The organism is Treponema sp. Marseille-Q4132 (assembly GCF_014334835.1).
GTDB classification, from domain to species: domain Bacteria; phylum Spirochaetota; class Spirochaetia; order Treponematales; family Treponemataceae; genus Treponema_D; species Treponema_D paredis.
The window spans coordinates 1,117,446-1,136,257 of sequence record NZ_CP060591.1 but is presented as its reverse complement, the minus strand read 5'-3'; the positions used below and the strand labels follow the sequence as shown (position 1 = coordinate 1,136,257).

Genomic DNA, 18,812 nt, shown 5'->3' with positions numbered 1-18,812 from the left:
ATGCCGCGTTTCGGAAAATACGGTTTCCGGTATCGGTATACCGATCGTATCGATTTGTCGCTTGACCTCCGGAGTACGATGATTTAAAATAATAATTATGAATACTCCTTCGTTTCGTGAAATACCGATATCGGCACTTTCGTTCAATCCCTTTTCGAAAGTGCTGCAGCAATGGATGCTTATCTCCGCCGGAACAGAAAAAGACTGCAATACGATGACGGCGAGCTGGGGTATGTTCGGCGGTTTGTGGCAAAAAAACGTCGTGCAGATTTTTATCCGACCGCAGCGCTTTACGAAAAGCTTTGTCGATTCGCACGATTTGGTAACGCTTTCTTTTTTACCCGACGGGTATCGCGACGCGCTGAAAATTTGCGGTACGATTTCGGGCCGCGATACGGATAAGTGGAAAAAGGCGGGTATCAGTCCCTATCCGATAAGCGGCACCGTCGCCGTAGCGGAAGCCGAGCTTGTCATCGTCGGGAAAAAATTGTATTCGCAGTTTTTCGACCCGAAACTTTTTGTCGATAAAAATATCGACGTCGACTGCTACCCCGGTAAAGATTATCACGAAGCGTACATATACGAAGTGTGCCGCGTTTTTGAAAAAGCGCGGTAGCGGTTGCCTGCTTGCATACCCCATTCCCTTTGTATATAATGTGCCTACATCGGAGCCGTTTTGAGAGCGGCTCTGTCATCACATTATACCGAGGTTGCTTGAAGTGAAAGGGAGCCGGGTTACCATTGAGCATGTCTCGAAGAGATTCGATAACGGTTTTATCGCTCTCGACGATATCAATATTACAATCGAGCCGGGAGAATTCTTTTCCCTCCTCGGTCCTTCAGGCTGCGGTAAGACGACGCTTTTGCGTATCATCGCGGGTTTCGAATATCCCGATGAAGGCGCGGTGTTGTTCGACGAAACGAACGTCGCCCCGCTTCCGCCGGACAAGCGCCATTCGAATACGGTTTTTCAAACCTACGCTCTTTTCCCGCATCTTTCGGTATACGAAAACGTCGCGTTTCCGCTGCGCTTGAGAAAAGTGCCGAAAGAAACGATCGACGAAAAAGTGAAGCATTACATTCACCTCGTGCAGCTCGATCAGCACATTCATAAAAAACCGAATCAGCTTTCGGGCGGACAAAAGCAGAGGGTTGCGATCGCACGCGCGCTGATAAACGAGCCGAAAGTGCTTTTGCTCGACGAACCGCTTTCCGCACTCGATGCAAAGCTCCGCGCAAATCTCCTCATCGATCTCGACAATCTGCACGATAAAATCGGCATAACATTCATCTACGTGACGCACGATCAAAGCGAAGCGCTTTCCGTGTCGGATCACATCGCCGTCATGAATGCGGGACACGTGCTGCAAGTCGGAACGCCTTTCGAAATTTACGAAAGCCCTGCGACGCAGTTCGTCGCGCAGTTTATCGGAGAAACGAATCTCTTCGAAGCGCAGGTCGTCGATTGCGTACCGCATCAAACACCGGGAAAGGATCCCGACTATATGGTCACCTGTTCCGTTCCCGCGCTCGGCCATCAGGCACCGCTTGCGAGCGACACCGAAGCGACGGCGAGTCTCGACCGCTATATGCAGGTAACCGATTACGGTCCGACGCAAAAGGGGCAAAAGGTCGCTTTTACGATCCGTCCGGAAAAAATCCGTATTACGAAAGAGCCGCCTGAAACGCATGGCCGCACCGACATCAACGTGTTCAAAGGCATCGTCGAAGAACCGGTGTATTCCGGTTTCCAATCGAAGTTTTACGTGCGGCTCGAAAACGGCGCGCTCGTCAAAGTTTTCAAACAGCACACGATTTATTTCGACGACGGACCTGCCATCCAATGGAAAGACGACGTCTATATTTCATGGGCGGCGGAAGACGGTTATATCGTCGAGGACATACAAAAATGAAAGCGACGGATACGAAACCTCCCGCGGCAAAAGACGGCACGATCAATCAGGGCACGGCATACGCGTGGCCGATGGGAGTTTGGCTCTTTGTATTTTTTATCGCGCCGATACTCATCATCTTCGTCTACAGTTTTTTAAAAAAGGGATTGTACGGCGGTGTCGAATGGGAGTTTTCGCTTGCAGCATACCGTCGGATGTTCAATCCCAATTACGGCATACTCGTACTTCGGACGCTCAAAATTACGACTGTTTCGACTGCGCTTACCGTACTTATTTCTATTCCTTGCGGGTATGCGATGGCACGAAGCCGTCATCAAACGCTTTTGCTTTTTTTAATAATCATTCCGTTTTGGACGAATTCGCTTATCCGCGTTTTTGCGTGGATGTCGATCCTCAACAACGACGGTATCTTAAATCAAATTCTCATATCGCTCGGCATTACCAAAGATTACATACAATTTTTGTACAATCAAAATGCGGTCATCCTCGTTTCGGTGTATATGTATTTACCGTTTGCCATATTACCGATTTTCACCGCCGTCGACCGATTTGATTTTTCGCTGCTCGAAGCCGCGCGCGATTTGGGCGCAAACAAAATGCAGGCTATGGTAAAAGTGCTCATTCCCGGAATCAGAAGCGGTATCGTAACGGCCGTCATCTTTACGTTTATCCCGATTTTCGGCGCTTATGCCGTGCCGCTTTTGGTCGGCGGAAAAGATTCGTATATGCTCGGAAACGTCATCGTCGATCAAGTGCAAAAGATGCGCAACTGGCCGCTGTCCGCCGCTTTTTCCATGATCATAACGCTCATCAGCATCGCGGGTATTTTATGGATGAGTTTTTCGAACAGACGCGACGCCAAACTCAAATCTTCGAATGCAAAAGATGAAGTTTATACTGCAAACGGAAGCGCTCATACCTTTACGGGAGGAATCATAAAATGATCAATGTCTTTTTCTTTTTATTTCCTGCCGTAAAAAAAAGGCGGCAGTCCGAACCCGCTCGGCATGCAAAAAAATCGTGGAAGCACAGAGCGGCGGTATTTTCCTTTTCAAATATAATGCTCGCGCTTACCCTCGTTTTTTTGTTTTTGCCGCTCGTCGTTATCATTGTGTATTCGTTCAACGACAGTAAGGGTGCCGATTTTACGCGTCTTTCGCTCAGATGGTATAAAGCGCTCATCTTCGATTCCCGATCCTTGTGGGAAGCGCTTTTAAATAGTCTCATCGTCGCCTTTACGTCGGCTGCCGTTTCGACGCTTCTCGGCTCGCTTTCGGCGATCGGCTGCAGTTGGTATAGGTTTCGCGGGCGGAAATTTGTCGAGAGCGTTACCTACCTTCCGATGATTTTGCCCGAAGTCATCGTCGGCGTTTCCACGCTCATCTTTTTCAGCCGAGTGCACATACCGCTCGGACTCTTTACGATTTTTGCCGCGCACGTAACATTTTGTCTGCCCTTTGTCTATCTCATGGTAAAAGCGCGTCTCGACGAATTCGATTTTTCGATCATCGAAGCAGCGCACGATTTGGGTGCCACGGAATTGCAGACGCTCGTCAAAGTCGTCGTTCCTTCTCTTTTGCCGGGCATCCTCTCGGGTTTTCTCATCGCTATCACGATGTCACTCGAAGACTTCGTGATCACCTTTTTCGTGTCGGGTCCGGGGTCGACGACGCTGCCGCTGTACGTTTATTCGATGATACGTTTCGGCGTCTCTCCCGTTATCAATTCTCTTTCGTGTGTGATGATCATTGCAACCTGTCTTATCGCTTTTGGACTTCGAAAGGGACTTAAAACGGTAGCGGCTTCTCATTAAATGTTTCGGAAGCTCCTTTATTATTTTGAGGAAACGTATGAAAAAAATTATCGACGGCTTTTTAACGGCGGCGCTTGTATGCTGCGTTTTCGGTTTCGTATCCTGCTCGAAAGAAGGCGGCGTACGCAGACGGTCGAACGTACTCTATCTTTTTACGTGGACCTACTACGTGCCGGAAACTGCGATCCGCCGGTTCGAAAGCGAATACGGCTGCCGGGTAAAAGTCGATACCTACGATTCGAACGAAGTGATGTATGCAAAGCTCATGGCCGGCGCGTCCGGCTACGATATCGCTTTTCCGTCGCAGGACTACGCGTCGATCATGCTCAAACAGGGTATGCTGCAGGAAATCGATTTGAATCGATTTGAAAATAAAAAATATATCAACCCGCTCGTTCTCGAAAAAGCCGTATATGATCCGACGATGAAATATTGCGTTCCGTACTATATGGGAGCGGCGGGTATCGCCGTAAACAAACTGCGCTTTTCGAATTACGAGCGGAGCTGGAGCATCTTTTCCGATGCGCGCATTCGGGGGCATGCGTCCATGATGGACGATATGCGGGAAGTTATCGGAGACGCGCTCGCGTATCAGGGGTATTCGGTCAATTCGACGGACGATGCCCAACTCAAAAGCGCCGCAAATTTAATAATAAACGATTGGAAGCCGAATCTTGTCAAATTCGATGCTGAAGGATTCGGAAAATCTTTTGCCGCGGGAGATTTTTGGGTGTGCCAAGGGTACGCCGAAGTCGTATACGGCGAAGTCCCTGAAGATAAACAAGCCGCGACGATCGATTTTTTTATACCGAAAGAAGGCGGCCCCATGTATATCGATTCGATGGTCATCTTAAAGGGTGCAAAGCATTACGATCTTGCGATGCAGTTTATCGATTTTATTCATCGTCCGGAAATCTACGCGCAGTTTGTCGATTGGTTCCGTTTCCCTCCCTCGGTCAACACGGAAGCTGCGAAATATATGACGACGACACCGATGTACACGACCGAAGAGATGGCGCACTGCGAACTGAAACTCGACATTGGCGAAAACCTCGAAAAGTACGACGATTTGTGGCAAAAAATTCGTTTTTCCGCAAAATGATTGCGGACATGAACGGCCTCTGCGCGATAATTTTAAAAGCGGATCGATAGCTGCGGAATCTTTTTTCGTGCTGCAGTGCGCGTTCGAGAGGCCTTTCAATTAAGCCGCTTTTTCAGCGATGCAGTCTCTAAAACTACAACCTCTTTCCGCCGATAATGATATCGAACTGTGATAAAAAACGACGTTCAAAGGGGTTGCCATGTCCGCTTTTTCGATCGATAAAAAAATTCGCTGCTTTATCTGGTGGGCCTTTATGTCCGGTGCGCTTTTGTTTCCGCAGGCGGCGGGAAGCAAAACCTCTGAAAACGAAACGCTTATTACGCAAGGAGTGCCGTCCGAAGTTTTATCGTTTAAATACAAAAAAGGCGATTCGTACCGCACGCTTTCGAAAGTCCACGAAGACGTTTTCGTCAACGGCAGAAAAAATCATCACGCGGAAATCGTAACGCGCATTTCCGCAAAAATTACCGACGTACACACGGACGGAAGCGGCGTATGCGAGGCGACCTTTATGTCTTCCGAAGATTCGACGAGCAGTACGAACGGTGCGCACTTTTCATGGGGCGACGAATACAAAAGCGTATTTACGCGGAGCGCTCGCGGCATATACGCGATGGAAGATGCGTATTTTATGCCGGTCGTCCGCGACTGTCCGATCTTTCTCGAAACGCCCGTCAAACCCGGCGACACGTGGAGCGCCGAAGGACACGAAGCGCACGATCTTCGCCGCACTTTCGCGCTGCAAAAGCCGTTTAAAGTGCCGTTTACCGCTTCGTACAACTACAAAGGAATTGTTAAAAATTCCGGCGGCAGGGTTTTCAACGTCATCGACGTGCAGTACAATCTGTATTTCGAAAGTCCGAAAATCGACGTGCGGAAAGGCGATATTTCGGCTCGTACTGCGGAGCTGATGAATCGCCCGAAAATCACGATGGGACATTCGCACCAAACGCTCTACTGGGACAATGAGCGCGGTGAAATCGATCACTATCATGAAAATTTCAAAATCGTCATCGAAACCTATTACGGCGATACGTTTACGTTTCAAGGAACGGCGGAAGCGGAAGTGACCGAATTCGAGCGCGTCAACGACGACAGCACGATGAAAAAAATTCAGGACAGCGTCGCGGAACTCGGGCTCGAGGACGTATCGGTAAAAAAAGGTGAAAAAGGATTGACGATCAGCCTCGAAAAGATTCAGTTTCTTCCCGATTCTGCCGTCCTCCGCGTGAGCGAAAAACGCAAACTCGAAAAGATCGCCGACATCTTAAAAGCGTATAAAAACGATTTGCTCGTTACGGGGCACACGGCGCTGCGCGGAAACGAAAAAGCGCGGCAAATACTTTCCGAAGAACGCGCTCAGTCCGTCGCCGATTATTTGGTCACGCTCGGGGTGCGCGATTCGTATCACGTATTTACGCAGGGAAAAGGAGCGGCGGAGCCGGTTGCGACAAATCAAACCGAAGAAGGCCGGTCGAGAAACCGCCGCGTCGAAATCACTATCATGGACGAGTAACGCGCCGCCCGTTTGCGCATACTACGGAACGTTCGCATGCCGGAAATTTCGTGTACGCGCCGTTCGCACGGTATGCAGAACGTTCGATCGGGCGGCATCTCAACTTGCGAGCGTTTTTTCGTCGGCGAGCGCGTCGAGGATCGATGCGAAAACGGTAAAGCTCTCGGGAGTCAGCGTCCGTTCGGTATCGTTTTTCGTGTTTATCAGCCGCCACGTTCTCGGTACCATCGATTGTAATTTTAATAATTTTTCTTTTGATTCGGCATCGCTTTTCACATCGACGGTATGATTGACGATATAGTTTTCGAGCGATTTTTCTTTTATAAGAGCTGTAAGATATGCATTCGCTTCGTCTTCCGGCAGCATCGTTACGGCGACGGCGGGAATACCGCATGCGATAAAACCCGCGTTGTCGCTGTATGCGAACGGAAGCGTAAGCCATCTCCGTGAAGCCGAACGGCGTAAAAGCTCTTCGGCGCGGTCTTCGAGAGCGGCAAAGCGCGTTCGAAGGCCGTACGGTGCGGCGAGCGGTAAAATCGTCTTACGAAGAATCGGAATCGTACCGCGTCCCATGCAGTCGAACACGTATACGTCGTCGTTTGTGATGCCGAGCCGTTTAAAAAGCGAAGCGAGTGAAAACGCTCCCTGACAAGCGACGCCGCCGGATGCGAACTCTTCGCCGTCCGAAAAAAGCAGACGGACGTTATGAAAATCCGATCGGTTCTGCAAGCGCTCGGCCCAATCCATAAGGCAAAAATTCGCTGCACTGTTATCGTTCGCTCCGGGACTTCCGGGCGTGCGGTCGTAGTGCGCGATCACCGTTTTGATTCGGAATTGAGGGTTATACTGCGACGTCGGAAATTTAACGTATACGTGATTTTTCCCGGCAACCGGCATCACGATGCTTTCAACGCCGCGCTCTGTGAGATAGGAGCGGATAAACGCGCATCTGTCGCAGCCGTCCGCGATATATTCGGAAAATCCTGCGGGAAGGAAATTCATAAAAAGAGTATAGCATAAAAAAAGCCGGAGTGCATCAGTGCAGCCCGGCTTTTTGATTTTCGATGTAAGACGAAGCGAACGACTACCGGCTATCTCCGCCGTTGTCGAATCTCGGACGGCGCGGCGGGCGCTCTTCGGCAATGTTGACGCGCACGCGGCGGCCGTCGATCTCTTTGCCGTTCATGTCGGCGATTGCTTTATCCGCGGCACCTTCGTCCGTCATTTCGATAAAGCCGAAACCCTTCGACTGATCCGTAAAGCGGTCTTTAATAATTACTGCTGAAGCGACTTCACCGAAAGAAGCGAAGCTGTTTTTCAGAGTATCCTCTGTTGTGGCATAGTTAAGGTTGCCGACGTAAATTTTTTTGGACATATACAATGTTCCTCTTGCCGAATACGGCATTTTTTATTTGCTGATGCCAGCTGCAATCTGCGTTTTCTGAATACCGTAATCTGAAGAAACATACATTCATACGAAAGAAAGCTTTATCAGAACTGTCTTTAGAGAACCAGAATCATATTAAAATTAGTAGAAAAAATAAACCGTGTCAAGTATAGGATCGAAACAACAGAAAGGCCTTTGCCCGAAACTTGCGATCGAAAAACATATTCGGAAGATTGCATTTTTTTTTCGATTCAATTATGATTCATCTATTAAATTTATGGGAGAATTTATGGCAAGTCCTTTGGAAAATTATCTTGCATCGTGCAACGGAAAACCGAACGCGGCGATGACTTCTTACGTCGCAAATCTGCAGCAGACGGCAGCGATCGCGCCTGAAATAGCCGCGAGCGTCGTCAAAGAACTCGAAACGCAGAGAGCGCACTTAAAACTCATCGCGAGTGAAAATTACTGTTCGCTTGCCGTGCAGGCAGCGATGGGAAATCTCCTTACCGATAAGTACGCCGAAGGCTATCCCGAACACCGCTATTACGGCGGCTGCGAAAATATCGATGCTGTCGAATCCTGTGCGGCGCGGGAAGCCGAAAAACTTTTCGGCGCGGATTATGCGTATGTGCAGCCGCACTCGGGCTGCGATGCTAACCTCGTCGCCTATTGGGCGATTCTCAATCACAAAATCGAAATGCCGACGCTTGAATCGCTCGGCGTAAAAAGCGTGTCGGATTTGACGGTGGCGCAGTGGGAAGAACTGCGCAAACGATTCGGGCGGCAGCGTCTCATGGGACTCGATTATTATTCGGGCGGGCATCTCACGCACGGATACCGCATGAACGTTTCGGCAAAGATGTTCGAAAGCATTCCGTACACGGTCGATAAAGAAAGCGGCTTGCTCGACTACGACGCGATCGAAAAACAGGCGATGGAAGTAAAGCCTCTTATTTTGCTCGCAGGCTTTTCCGCTTATCCGCGCAAAATCGATTTTAAACGGCTCCGTGAAATCGCGGACAAGTGCGGCGCCGTGCTCATGGTCGACATGGCGCACTTTGCGGGTCTCGTTGCAGGCAAAGTTTTTACCGGAGATTACGATCCGGTAGCTTTTGCGGATATCGTCACGTCGACGACGCACAAAACGCTGCGCGGCCCGAGGGGAGCGCTCGTTCTTTGCAAAAAAGAATTCATCGACGATGTAAACAAGGGCTGCCCGATGGTTTTAGGCGGCCCGCTCGGAAATATCATCGCGGCAAAAGCGGTTGCGTTCAAAGAAGCGCTTTCGAGCGGATACCGTGAATACGCGCACAATGTAGTCAAAAACGCATGCGCTCTCGCAAAAGAATGCGTTTCGCTCGGTATGAAACTCCAGACGGGCGGCACGGACAATCACCTCATGCTCATAGACGTGACGACTTACGGACTGACCGGACGGCAGGCGGAAGCGGCGATGTTTCAGTGCGGCGTTACGCTCAACGCAAACTCGCTCCCTTTCGACAAAAACGGTCCGTGGTGGACGAGCGGTATACGGGTGGGCACTCCGGGCATTACGACGCTCGGTATGACGGAAGCCGATATGAAAGAAATCGCTTCGATAATCGATTCGGTGCTGAAAGGTACGAAGCCCGGCACGACAAAAGACGGAAAACCCGCAAAAGGGAAAATCGTCCTCGATCCCGCCGTGCAGGAAAAGGCGAAACAGCGCGTACGCTCTCTCCTTGCAAAGCACGTGCTTTATCCCGAACTCGACCTCGCATTTTTGAAAAAAGAATTCGTCGGATAAATTATCAGTCGTCAAAACCGAGTCGAAAGCCGCGGTCGGTGCCGGTCAATGGAATAGAAGGTGGGCGGCGAGCGATGGAATAGAAGCTGCGCGGTAATTGTTAATCGGTACATTGCCGATTGACAATCACCTAGAGCTTTTCGACTTCTTTATGTGCGAGACCGGTTGCTTTTACAATGATATCTACGGAAACACCGAGACGTTTGAAATTTTTCGCTACTTCCAATGCTTTCCGCCGCTCTCCTTCATCTCTTGCATCCATCATCGTAGCCGACATTATCCGATATTCATTTCGCGCCTGTTCGTTGTCTTTTACCGTCTGTATCATATCTTCCAATCTCCCTGTAAACTCCGTCGTCGCTTTTCCCGTCTTTATATATTTCAAAAGACCGCTTAAATTTTTGTCTTCAATTTTATTAAAAGCCGCCGCATTTATTATAACCTTTTTTGCCCCGTCGTGTAAGAGTATTTGTCGATCTTCGAGACAGATATTTTCAAATGAATAAACGGGCTTTCCTTTTCCCGGCGCATCGAATAAACAGATAAAAATGATAAAGCTGTCGTTCAACTTGCTGTAGGAATTTCCTTTATCCAAAACGGAAATATCGATCGCCGCTTGATAAAAACGCATCCGCCTAGGAAGATTATGTTCGTCGCTCACTTGCATTTCAATATCATATATTTTCCCCGTTTGGTTTTGTACCAAAACATCGAAACGAACCGATTTTGCTTCTTCGTATGTGGTGATATTGTATTGTGTTGAAAGATACGTTATCTTTCCGATTCTATCGGATAAAATCATTTCGAGGAATATCTTGCAGAGTTCTTTGTTTTGCATAACCTTGCAGAACATAAAATCATCGGCGATAGTCAAATCATCAAAACTTTTATGCATAGTTTTTTTTCTGTTATTGATCCTGCTATTGTAATTTTATACCTAAGTCCGGAAGCCGCGGACGGTGCAGGTTGATGGAATAGAAGCTGCGCGGCGAGCTGGACGCTGCGGTACGAGGGCCGCTTACATCGCATGTACGCCGTAGGGATCTTCCCAAACGCCGCCGTCATCGTATTCTATTTTGCTCACGTATAAAAAATCGATTTGACACGCTTCATCCTGCATTTCCGAAATATAATCGTCGAGTCCGAATTCCCTCCGCACTGCAGTACGGGGTGCGACGTTTTCATCGCATTCGAAAACGATAGGGTTTTCGTTCGAAAATGAAATGATTTCGTCGTTTCCGCTTAAAAATACGACGACGGAAAATTTTCGAACCGTCCGTTTGCTTGCGTTGTAAAACGTCAGCGCGACGCATCCGTATTCGTAAAACGCCGTATCCGATCCGGCGGACACTTCGCCCTTTATACGGTACGGAGCGAGTGCATGGATCGGAAGCGCAAAACAAAAGAGATACAATACTGCGAACGCGAATTTCGATTTTGCCGAAGTGTAAAGCCCGGCGCTTTTCTTCGCTCTGCATCCGTTTTTCGATCCGGCTTTTTCGGCCGCAGTCACGCTTTTCGCTCCGATTATTAATTTATTTTTCATCTCACCGCCTCGCGCACGAATTTCGTTCCGTGCGATATAATTGATTTTCCCGGTACGACCGGTTTTACCGTACGCGGTAAACGCGAATGCAGTTTAAGCGATTTTAATATTTCCGACGCGACGTTCGTACAATGTGAAAGAGGATCATCACTGTACGGATCGGGCGATAAGCGCTTCGGCAGTGTTTCGGGAGGATGTTTCGGAAACGCGATATCGAAAAGCAGATGAATATCTCTTCCGTCGTATAGAAGTTCGTGCGCGATAATGCAGCGTAAACAGGCTGTCGCTTTTCCGGTATTAAATTTTTTCAGCAAGCCGACGGCCGATGCCGTATCGCGCGATGCAATCGTTGCAAAGACAAATGAATGTACCGCCGTTTCGATTGCCGTTCGAACGCTTGCTTTGTCGCAGAGGCGCCGTACGACAGGCGGGGCCGCGTGCAATGCGTTTTCGCCTCGATACATATCGGAAAAAATCGATGCGGCAGCCGTTAAAATATCGCGTTCATCAGGCGAACAAAACAGAACGAGCCCGCTTTTTTGCATGCGTATGTCCCGCAGTTTTTCGATTTGACTTTCGGAAAGCCCCATATCTTCAAGCGGCGGTAAACACAGGGGAGGATCGGGCAGGCTGAGTACGAGGATGCTTTGCACAAAGACGGTGTATATCAAAACGGGATCCGTACCGAAGTGAACGAATTTTCCGTAAAGCCGTATGCGACCGTCGATCTTCGAAAGCGATGCTATGCGATGTATAAGCGCTCTCGTATATTCCGGTAAGAGCGTCATCTTTTCATAGAACGTCCGGTGCGTTCTGAAAACGACCGCCGTTTTTCCGATAATGATTTCACGGGCGGAAAGGGATCGCGCCTGCCGTAAAATCGCACAGAGCATTCCGTCCGCATGTAAATCGGCGAACGCGGCAATATCCGCCGCACGTATCATGGTATCCGTTTTCATCACAGTATAAATCGCCGTAAAGCGTCAAAAAACGGAAGTTTTTGTGCAGTTTTTTATGTTTTTATGTCGATCGGCGCGGAAAAGAGGAATAGATTGAAAAAAACGTCCACGTTTTACTGAAAGAATTTTATAATCTAAGTAATTGACTAGGTAATTGGTTTTTGCTACTCTCTGTTAGCGTAGATAAACTTTATGAACTTTGTATTTATAAATCCCGTTTCTAAAAATATGTATGATGAGAAGGAATTAAACAGATTTATTTCGGCTAAGGGTTTTGAAATCGTTGAGTGTAAAACCGACTGGATAAAAAAAGTTATCGACAAATACAAACAAAGGGTTTCGTCTGCAAATAAAACCGTAATGGATATGCGCTGTCCTTTCGCCGTTCAATTAGTAAAAAATTCTTTTCCGAACTTGGATGTCATATATCCTCCGATAGAGCCGATTTTGATTCACTGCGCCGAAGAAATATCACGGAACTATGGAGATAAAGGAAATATATTTATAACCACGCCGTGCAAATCTTTAGCGGAATACGGAAACGCCTTAAAAATACAAAACACGGTTTTTGTTACGTGGAATGATTTTGCACGAAAACTTGACTGTAGTTTGCAAAAAACGATTCTCAGCAAAAGTCCGATCCCTCCGGGATTTTTTTCTCCTCTTAAAGTAAAGACAAAAAGCATAACCGGGAGCGCGAAAATACGGAATTTTTTTAAATCGGAAGATGTGTCCGGCTATAAATTAATTGAAATGCTCTATTGTAAAAACGGCTGCAATAACGGGGACGGCGTTTTATGAAAAAAAGAAAAATCGGCTCGTTGAAATTTATTCCTGCGATACTCACTGTTTTTTCAGTTGTGCTTGTTTGGTCTGTCGTATGCAGATTGGGAATAATAAGCTCTTATATACTGCCGTCGCCCGAAAAATGTTTTAACAGTCTTATCGCAATGATAAAATCCGGAGATATTTTTGTTGACATCGGGATAAGCCTTTCGCGAGTGGCAAGGGGATTTTTGCTGGCGTTTATAATCGCCTTTGTTTTAGGAATGATAAGTTCGGTAATTCCGTTTTCAAAAAATTTTTTTGAATATTTAATTCAATTTTTTAAAAACGTTCCTCCGATCAGCATGATCCCTCTTCTTATTTTGTGGTGCGGAATCGGAGAAACCACCAAGACAATAATAATAATCCTCGCTTCGTTTTTTCCTATGTATATGAATATCGTTAAAGGCTTTACCGGCTGCGACAAAAAATTGATAGAAGTCGGAAAATCTTTCGGATATTCGCAGCTGGAATGTTTTTCAAAAATCATCCTTCCGAATGCGGTTTCCGACATTTTAGTGGGAATGAGAGTCGGACTCGGTTACGCATGGAGGGCGATAATCGGCGCGGAAATGGTTGCGGCCTCTACGGGGCTCGGCCACATGATTTTGTTTTCACAGACAATGTCCAGGACGGACAGAGTGATAGTAGGGATCGTCGTAATAGGGTTGGTAGGCTATCTTACCGACAAGATTTTCGGAATTGTTTTAAACAAAGTTCTGAAAGGAAAGGCGGAAAATGGCTGGAATTAATTTAAAGCACATAAAAAAATCATTTACTGTCGATTCAAAAAAGATTGATGTACTCAACGATATAAATTTGGAAATTCCGGAAAACAAAATAACCGTACTGCTCGGAAAAAGCGGCTGCGGCAAAACAACGCTCTTAAGGCTTGTCGGCCGGCTCGAAACGGCGGATTCCGGTGAAATTGAGTTTAAGAAGGATTTTAAGACGACCTTTGTTTTTCAGGAACCGAGATTAATGCCGTGGCTCAACGTGCTCGGGAATACAAAGTTCGGTCTAAAAAAATCGGAATACAATAAAGAAGAAGTGTTCAGACTGATAGAAATGGTAGGACTCAAGGATTTTATAAAAGCGTATCCCTTTCAGCTTTCAGGGGGAATGCAGCAGAGGGTCGCAATAGCAAGAGCGCTTGCCTACAAAGCAGATTTTATAATGCTCGACGAGCCGTTTGCCGCCTTGGATTATTTTACGCGCGAGCAGATGCAAAAAGAGCTGATTTCAATAGAAAAAAAAGAAAACAAAAGCCTTTTGTTTGTGACCCACAGCATAGACGAAGCGATAACTTTGGCGGATAAGATTGCCGTAATAGAAAAGGGCAGGGTAAAACACGAATTCGATATTGATTTTGAAAAAGAGAATAGAAATCTCATGGACGAGTATTTTTTAAATCTTAAGCGGCAGATTATGGCGCAATTGGATTTTAATTAATCAACACCCCCGATGCAAGCGTCGGGGTATGTTGTTCTCATAAGGTGGTTGCAGTCGGCTTTAATACCCTTTGTTACGACGCAAGCGTCGGGGTATTAAATCCTCCGCACGAATAAATAAATTTTTTATAGGGGGTTATATGAAAAAATTTATCATTGTGTTGTCAGCAGTATTGATGGCAACATCGTCAGTCGTTTTTGCCAAGGCAAAAGAATTAAAGAAGCTTACGTTCACTTATGTAACTTCTCCGCTCAATATTCCTTCAATCATTGAAAAAGATCAGAAGATTTTTGCAAATGAATTTAAGGGAACTCCTGTGGAATACGCGGAAATTACTTCCGGCGCGGAACAGACACAGGCTCTTGCTTCCGGCGACGTGCAGATTTTGTATGCTGTAGGCGGTTCTTCCGTAATACTTTCTGCGGCAAACGGCGCGGACATCAAAGTTCTTAACATGTACAGTCGCGCGCCCAAAGCGTTCTGTCTGTATTCAAAGGATGCTTCGCTCAATTCCCCCGAATCGCTTAGAGGGAAAAAAATTGCAGGTCCCGCAGGAACGAACCTTCACGAACTTTTAACTGCGTATCTGGCTTCTGCCGGAATGAAAATCACGGATGTCAGTTATGTGAGCATGGGGATCCCTGCAGCAAAAGCCGCTTTGGACGGCGGCAGCATCGATGTAGCGCTTCTTGCCGGCGCTGCAGCATATAATGCAGGAGCGCAGGGCTACCATAAGATTACGGACGGCGACGGATATATCGCCGCAATCATTGCAGTTGCAACAACGGAAAAGTTCTACAAGCAAAATCCCGATGTGATAAAAAAACTGGCTTCGGCACAGAAAAAAATTGCAAACTATATAGCAAAAAACAAAGACCAAGCGTTTGCAATAACGGCAAAATATCTCGGGCTTACGGATCAGGCTGTAAAAGATATGTCTGCAGCTTACGATTTTTCAACGGAACTTACTCAGGCGGATACGGAAGGCTGGCAGAAAACCGCCGACTTTATGTACGCTTCCGGAATGATTGACAATAAGTTTGACGTAAAAAAACTTTTTATAAAATAAAATACGAAGCCTCGAGCGGCATCGTCGGAATCTACGACGCAATGAACTTTTTCCTTTCAGTTGTGACGACTTACTTGAGTATCATTGTCCTGAATTTTCCGACGGTGTCCGTTTTTATTTAAACCGTACCGTTTACACGCTTTTTTACAGGGTCGGAAAAAACGAATACTGTCAGATCTTCAAATGTTTTCATTTACAAAAAGCAATTGATACATAATAAATAACGTCATCATTGTCATCAATTATTTTAGGGAAATCTTTGAAGCCTGATTGCTTTGAAAACGGTATTATGCCATTATTTAATAATCCTTTTTATGAATAAAATTATTCTTAATGTCTTTTTGAATTTATTATATTAGATGTTATAACATTCTAACAATGGCTTGTACCGCAAATCGGCTTGCCCCGTTGTCGGCTGCGAACCTCATGTTATGCGACTTCATTTCATAGCATCGGCTTTTTTCTGATGTTCTGCCATTATTGGATTCCAATATTTATGATAATTTTTCTCGTAAGAAGTTCCATCTGCTGATATTCCCCAGCTTATAGCTTCCATAATTATTTCTTCGATCGATCTAACATTATAAGGACTCCAATCTTTAATTCCGGCATAATAAGTTATGTAATTTCCTTTACTTGTAACAGAATATAGCGACCAGTTTTTTTTGCTAAATCTCGGGTAACAATAATTGATACTTTTTCCGGAAGAATAATTAAATGAACCATCTTTTTCAAACTTAAAAACCAGTTCCCAAGAACTGTCTTCCTCATATTCCATAACATAACTTGTATGAAAGTAAACTTTATTTTTTGAAAGAGTCTTCCAATTACCACCTTCGCCTATGCCGGAACCTTCACCACCGTGCCAGAAGCTTCCATTTAGAAGGTTAAAACTAAATACATAATAGTTTGTTTTATTGTTTTCATATTCATCCCAATATTCCACAGATGATAAATACTGTTGTAATTCAGCTGCATTTTTTGGAGGGACAAAATCAGGCTGTTTTGATGACAGATAACCGCCAAAAGCCCACCCGTATTCGGCTTTATCACTTTTCCATTCATAGCAAGGAATCAGAATTTCTACCCATGGAGCTGTAATTCCATCAATTGTTTCTTCTTTTCCGATTGCGACAACTTTTACAGGAAGACGATGTATTAATCCGCAAAGTCTGTTGGATTTTAAAGATGGATAATCACGAACCTTTAATCCATCCTCAGAATCAACATACATTGTATCAATTACTTTTCCATTTTCATAAAAACGATTTTTATCTGCAAAAATTGAACTTGCTATAGCTGAGAATAAAAATAATATACAAAATATTTTTTTCATTGTTTACTTTCCTTGCGCCGTTGTGCGGGCGTCCGTCTAACTAACGCTTAACCTGTAAAAGGACTCGGTCCCGTTTGTCGACTGCGAAGCTTTGTTAGGTTTTATTTTTTGTTATTAAGCCCCTCTATATATTGCTGCGGAGTCTGGACAATCAATTTCGGATTCTTATAATCGCAAACATTTCTTGTGATGATAAATTCTATCTTACCGTCCAATGCCGTAAAATATTGCAACGCATCTTCAAAATCCGAAAGCTCCGAATTTAAAGCCAAATCGACTTCCTTTGCATTCACGGAAATCACATCTACAATAATCCTGAGTTTTCTTAAACTTTCTTTTGCTTTTTCAATCCCTAAATGCTTACGAAGCAAATAATAAATATTTGCAAAAGCCAAAGAAGTTGTAACGAGCTTTACCTTCTTTTCATCACCCAAAGAAAGAATTTGAGCGGAATATTCATAAAATCGCTCACGCTTTTCAAGCACATCTAAAATGACATCGGAATCGACAAAAAGCACTTTACTCATACTTTGATTCCAAGTAGTTTATATAATCGCTTTTGTCGGTTTTCTCAACAGGAATTATTCCGCTTAATTCTTGAACCAGCGGAGATATTTTTTTATTCTTCGATTGAGAAGAGAGCAAATTTCTGAAAAATGATTCAACAATCTGTGATATGCTGGAATTATTTTCGGAAGCATATCCCTTCATTGAAGAAATAACGGAACTGTCCATGCTTAAAGTTAATTTTGCATCCATACGAACCTCTTTACGTATAGAATAGCAAAATCTATACGTACTGTCAAATAAATTTGAACAAAGCATTAAAAATTTGAAAAAAAATATTTTCTTTCGGTTTTTCGTCCATTGTTTTTTTACTCATAATTGAAATACCGAGTATTTCTTGGGAATTTGAAATTATATAAGGAGCGGAAAGTATTTCAAAAGCCTTTAAATAGTTATCTTTCCCTTTTCGAGAAGAAAGAGATTTCAGTTTATTTTTAATATAGTCTTTTACGACTATAAATGCCTCATCGTAGTCATCGATCAGAATATACAATTTTATTTTAAAGACAGTTGTTATAAAAGTTGAAGCACCTCCATAAATTTTATTCATGTTTTCACCTTCAACATAGGTCGGAATTTTCATTGAAGCTAAAATACTTCGAATAAGCATACAATCCGATTGAGAACTTAGATTTAGAAAATGCTGATATTTTTTTCCTTTTCTAACATTTTCGAAAAACAATTCTTCAAACTTGCTGTAATCGATATTTTTTTCATTTACATTTGTTTCATCAATATTGTCATCCATTTTTAATCCCAAGCACTTCGGTAAGCCGTCCGTCTAATATCCGCTTAATCTGCAACAGGACTCGGTCCCGTTCGTCAGCGTTGAAGCGGGTGTTAGACGAAATTTTTTATGTATTTTTATTCTTTTTCCACGTTATATAATCTTTTTTGATCTTCATATCTTTTAGCTTAGTCCATGCGTCCAAAGCATCTTCTCTTGTTGCATTTTTTTCATTCGCCAGATAATCGCTTATAAAATTATTAAATTTACAGGATGGAATTTGCGGAAGCCTTCCTTCAGTTTGGTTTAACCGAATATATTTACAAATAACATCATCATAAGTTATTTTCTCACCATGAGAAAGTTTATTTTCAATCCAGCGATTAAGCCAATATTTTGCACCCGATTTCGGTTTTAATCCCGGAACTTGTTTATCCATTTCACTCTGTATGAATTCCCATGTTTCTTTTTTGTTGCTGAAATTTTCGACATACGTATGATTATTCAATATATCTCTATCCCGGCTTTTACTCCGAAAACGATTCTTTTGATTTACCGTTTCGGTTTTCAAAAATTGAATAATCAACGCCTCAAGTTGATCTTTTCGTATTTTTGAATCAACAGGTATTTTAAGTGACTTTGCAAATGCTTTGAGTTCACTCATGTACCAATATTTATTTTCAAATTCTTTTATTGTCATAGAATCTTTTACTTATGTGCCGTAATTATTCGTGTAACTGTATACATTAACGGTTATATATCATCAATAATAATTTTATACCCTCATATTACTATAGCACAGCATAGCCCG

The 18,812-nt window shown here is 44.7% G+C and carries 20 protein-coding genes; 10 read left to right on the top strand and 10 right to left on the bottom strand.

Annotated elements, in window-relative coordinates:
- The first annotated feature begins 97 nt into the window (after window positions 1–97).
- From H9I35_RS05240 to H9I35_RS05215, 6 genes are all read left to right on the top strand, one after another.
- Window positions 98–616 carry a flavin reductase gene (locus tag H9I35_RS05240; protein ID WP_187420520.1) on the top strand — a complete coding sequence of 173 codons (519 nt, stop codon included), beginning with the start codon at window positions 98–100 and terminating at the stop codon, window positions 614–616.
- Between the two features lie 103 nt (window positions 617–719).
- Window positions 720–1,913: an ABC transporter ATP-binding protein gene (locus tag H9I35_RS05235; RefSeq protein WP_016521877.1), complete on the top strand. Its 1,194-nt coding sequence runs from the start codon at window positions 720–722 to the stop codon at window positions 1,911–1,913.
- Entirely contained in the window at window positions 1,910–2,857 is a 948-nt protein-coding gene (locus H9I35_RS05230; RefSeq protein ID WP_187420519.1) for an ABC transporter permease, read from the top strand. The genes H9I35_RS05235 and H9I35_RS05230 overlap by 4 nt, the downstream gene beginning before the upstream one ends.
- Window positions 2,854–3,726: an ABC transporter permease gene (locus H9I35_RS05225; RefSeq protein WP_187420518.1), complete on the top strand. Its 873-nt coding sequence runs from the start codon at window positions 2,854–2,856 to the stop codon at window positions 3,724–3,726. Before H9I35_RS05230 ends, H9I35_RS05225 begins: the two co-directional genes overlap by 4 nt.
- A 37-nt stretch (window positions 3,727–3,763) precedes the next feature.
- Window positions 3,764–4,828 (top strand): extracellular solute-binding protein, encoded by a 1,065-nt coding sequence (locus H9I35_RS05220; protein WP_187420517.1) that lies wholly within the window; start codon window positions 3,764–3,766, stop codon window positions 4,826–4,828.
- Window positions 4,829–5,027: 199 nt separating this feature from the next.
- Complete coding sequence (locus H9I35_RS05215) at window positions 5,028–6,344, top strand: OmpA family protein (RefSeq protein WP_187420516.1); 1,317 nt, start codon at window positions 5,028–5,030, stop codon at window positions 6,342–6,344.
- A 99-nt stretch (window positions 6,345–6,443) separates the two neighbouring features.
- Here H9I35_RS05215 and H9I35_RS05210 read toward each other — a convergent pair whose 3' ends face one another.
- Together H9I35_RS05210 and H9I35_RS05205 are read right to left on the bottom strand one after the other, a co-directional pair.
- The gene (locus H9I35_RS05210; RefSeq protein ID WP_187420515.1) at window positions 6,444–7,346 is read right to left on the bottom strand and encodes a M28 family peptidase; all 903 of its coding nucleotides are present in this window, start codon (window positions 7,344–7,346) and stop codon (window positions 6,444–6,446) included.
- Between the two features lie 82 nt (window positions 7,347–7,428).
- Window positions 7,429–7,719, bottom strand: a complete 291-nt coding sequence (locus tag H9I35_RS05205; RefSeq protein ID WP_016521871.1) for an RNA-binding regulator — start codon at window positions 7,717–7,719, stop codon at window positions 7,429–7,431.
- Between the two features lie 301 nt (window positions 7,720–8,020).
- Here H9I35_RS05205 and H9I35_RS05200 point away from each other — a divergent pair, with 301 nt between their 5' ends.
- Window positions 8,021–9,520 carry a glycine hydroxymethyltransferase gene (locus H9I35_RS05200; protein WP_187420514.1) on the top strand — a complete coding sequence of 500 codons (1,500 nt, stop codon included), beginning with the start codon at window positions 8,021–8,023 and terminating at the stop codon, window positions 9,518–9,520.
- A 130-nt stretch (window positions 9,521–9,650) separates the two neighbouring features.
- Here H9I35_RS05200 and H9I35_RS05195 read toward each other — a convergent pair whose 3' ends face one another.
- The 3 genes from H9I35_RS05195 to H9I35_RS05185 form a co-directional block, all read right to left on the bottom strand.
- A complete protein-coding gene (locus tag H9I35_RS05195; RefSeq protein WP_187420513.1) occupies window positions 9,651–10,415 on the bottom strand; it encodes an Rpn family recombination-promoting nuclease/putative transposase in 765 nt (254 codons plus the stop codon).
- Between the two features lie 123 nt (window positions 10,416–10,538).
- Entirely contained in the window at window positions 10,539–11,066 is a 528-nt protein-coding gene (locus tag H9I35_RS05190) for a hypothetical protein (RefSeq protein ID WP_187420512.1), read from the bottom strand.
- Window positions 11,063–12,025 (bottom strand): hypothetical protein, encoded by a 963-nt coding sequence (locus H9I35_RS05185; protein ID WP_187420511.1) that lies wholly within the window; start codon window positions 12,023–12,025, stop codon window positions 11,063–11,065. The genes H9I35_RS05190 and H9I35_RS05185 overlap by 4 nt, the downstream gene beginning before the upstream one ends.
- A 1,049-nt stretch (window positions 12,026–13,074) precedes the next feature.
- Here H9I35_RS05185 and H9I35_RS05180 point away from each other — a divergent pair.
- The 3 genes from H9I35_RS05180 to H9I35_RS05170 all read left to right on the top strand — a co-directional run bounded on the left by H9I35_RS05180 (window position 13,075) and on the right by H9I35_RS05170 (window position 15,371).
- Window positions 13,075–13,602, top strand: a complete 528-nt coding sequence (locus tag H9I35_RS05180; RefSeq protein ID WP_252722729.1) for an ABC transporter permease — start codon at window positions 13,075–13,077, stop codon at window positions 13,600–13,602.
- Entirely contained in the window at window positions 13,589–14,302 is a 714-nt protein-coding gene (locus tag H9I35_RS05175) for an ABC transporter ATP-binding protein (protein WP_187420509.1), read from the top strand. The genes H9I35_RS05180 and H9I35_RS05175 overlap by 14 nt, the downstream gene beginning before the upstream one ends.
- Window positions 14,303–14,441: 139 nt before the next feature.
- A complete protein-coding gene (locus H9I35_RS05170) occupies window positions 14,442–15,371 on the top strand; it encodes an ABC transporter substrate-binding protein (protein ID WP_187420508.1) in 930 nt (309 codons plus the stop codon).
- A gap of 439 nt (window positions 15,372–15,810) precedes the next feature.
- Here the strand turns inward: H9I35_RS05170 and H9I35_RS05165 are convergent, their stop codons facing one another.
- From H9I35_RS05165 to H9I35_RS05145, 5 genes are all read right to left on the bottom strand, one after another.
- Window positions 15,811–16,707: a hypothetical protein gene (locus H9I35_RS05165; protein ID WP_187420507.1), complete on the bottom strand. Its 897-nt coding sequence runs from the start codon at window positions 16,705–16,707 to the stop codon at window positions 15,811–15,813.
- Between the two features lie 101 nt (window positions 16,708–16,808).
- The gene (locus tag H9I35_RS05160; protein WP_187420506.1) at window positions 16,809–17,234 is read right to left on the bottom strand and encodes a type II toxin-antitoxin system VapC family toxin; all 426 of its coding nucleotides are present in this window, start codon (window positions 17,232–17,234) and stop codon (window positions 16,809–16,811) included.
- On the bottom strand, window positions 17,227–17,466 hold the full coding sequence (locus H9I35_RS05155) for a DUF6364 family protein (protein ID WP_016521861.1): 240 nt from the start codon (window positions 17,464–17,466) through the stop codon (window positions 17,227–17,229). The genes H9I35_RS05160 and H9I35_RS05155 overlap by 8 nt, the downstream gene beginning before the upstream one ends.
- 43 nt (window positions 17,467–17,509) lie before the next feature.
- Window positions 17,510–18,022: a hypothetical protein gene (locus tag H9I35_RS05150; RefSeq protein WP_187420505.1), complete on the bottom strand. Its 513-nt coding sequence runs from the start codon at window positions 18,020–18,022 to the stop codon at window positions 17,510–17,512.
- Window positions 18,023–18,128: 106 nt separating this feature from the next.
- Window positions 18,129–18,701, bottom strand: coding sequence for an SAP domain-containing protein (locus H9I35_RS05145; RefSeq protein ID WP_187420504.1), 573 nt, complete (start codon window positions 18,699–18,701; stop codon window positions 18,129–18,131).
- Window positions 18,702–18,812 lie beyond the last annotated feature (111 nt).

Coding starts and splice junctions, on each gene's coding strand:
- H9I35_RS05145 (WP_187420504.1), bottom strand. CDS start 18,701: ATGACAATAAAAGAATTTGAAAATAAATATTGGTACATGAGTGAACTC.
- H9I35_RS05200 (WP_187420514.1), top strand. CDS start 8,021: ATGGCAAGTCCTTTGGAAAATTATCTTGCATCGTGCAACGGAAAACCG.
- H9I35_RS05160 (WP_187420506.1), bottom strand. CDS start 17,234: ATGAGTAAAGTGCTTTTTGTCGATTCCGATGTCATTTTAGATGTGCTT.
- H9I35_RS05150 (WP_187420505.1), bottom strand. CDS start 18,022: ATGGATGACAATATTGATGAAACAAATGTAAATGAAAAAAATATCGAT.
- H9I35_RS05220 (WP_187420517.1), top strand. CDS start 3,764: ATGAAAAAAATTATCGACGGCTTTTTAACGGCGGCGCTTGTATGCTGC.
- H9I35_RS05170 (WP_187420508.1), top strand. CDS start 14,442: ATGAAAAAATTTATCATTGTGTTGTCAGCAGTATTGATGGCAACATCG.
- H9I35_RS05180 (WP_252722729.1), top strand. CDS start 13,075: ATGATAAGTTCGGTAATTCCGTTTTCAAAAAATTTTTTTGAATATTTA.
- H9I35_RS05195 (WP_187420513.1), bottom strand. CDS start 10,415: ATGCATAAAAGTTTTGATGATTTGACTATCGCCGATGATTTTATGTTC.
- H9I35_RS05210 (WP_187420515.1), bottom strand. CDS start 7,346: ATGAATTTCCTTCCCGCAGGATTTTCCGAATATATCGCGGACGGCTGC.
- H9I35_RS05230 (WP_187420519.1), top strand. CDS start 1,910: ATGAAAGCGACGGATACGAAACCTCCCGCGGCAAAAGACGGCACGATC.
- H9I35_RS05205 (WP_016521871.1), bottom strand. CDS start 7,719: ATGTCCAAAAAAATTTACGTCGGCAACCTTAACTATGCCACAACAGAG.
- H9I35_RS05190 (WP_187420512.1), bottom strand. CDS start 11,066: ATGAAAAATAAATTAATAATCGGAGCGAAAAGCGTGACTGCGGCCGAA.
- H9I35_RS05155 (WP_016521861.1), bottom strand. CDS start 17,466: ATGGATGCAAAATTAACTTTAAGCATGGACAGTTCCGTTATTTCTTCA.
- H9I35_RS05225 (WP_187420518.1), top strand. CDS start 2,854: ATGATCAATGTCTTTTTCTTTTTATTTCCTGCCGTAAAAAAAAGGCGG.
- H9I35_RS05215 (WP_187420516.1), top strand. CDS start 5,028: ATGTCCGCTTTTTCGATCGATAAAAAAATTCGCTGCTTTATCTGGTGG.
- H9I35_RS05185 (WP_187420511.1), bottom strand. CDS start 12,025: ATGAAAACGGATACCATGATACGTGCGGCGGATATTGCCGCGTTCGCC.
- H9I35_RS05240 (WP_187420520.1), top strand. CDS start 98: ATGAATACTCCTTCGTTTCGTGAAATACCGATATCGGCACTTTCGTTC.
- H9I35_RS05165 (WP_187420507.1), bottom strand. CDS start 16,707: ATGAAAAAAATATTTTGTATATTATTTTTATTCTCAGCTATAGCAAGT.
- H9I35_RS05175 (WP_187420509.1), top strand. CDS start 13,589: ATGGCTGGAATTAATTTAAAGCACATAAAAAAATCATTTACTGTCGAT.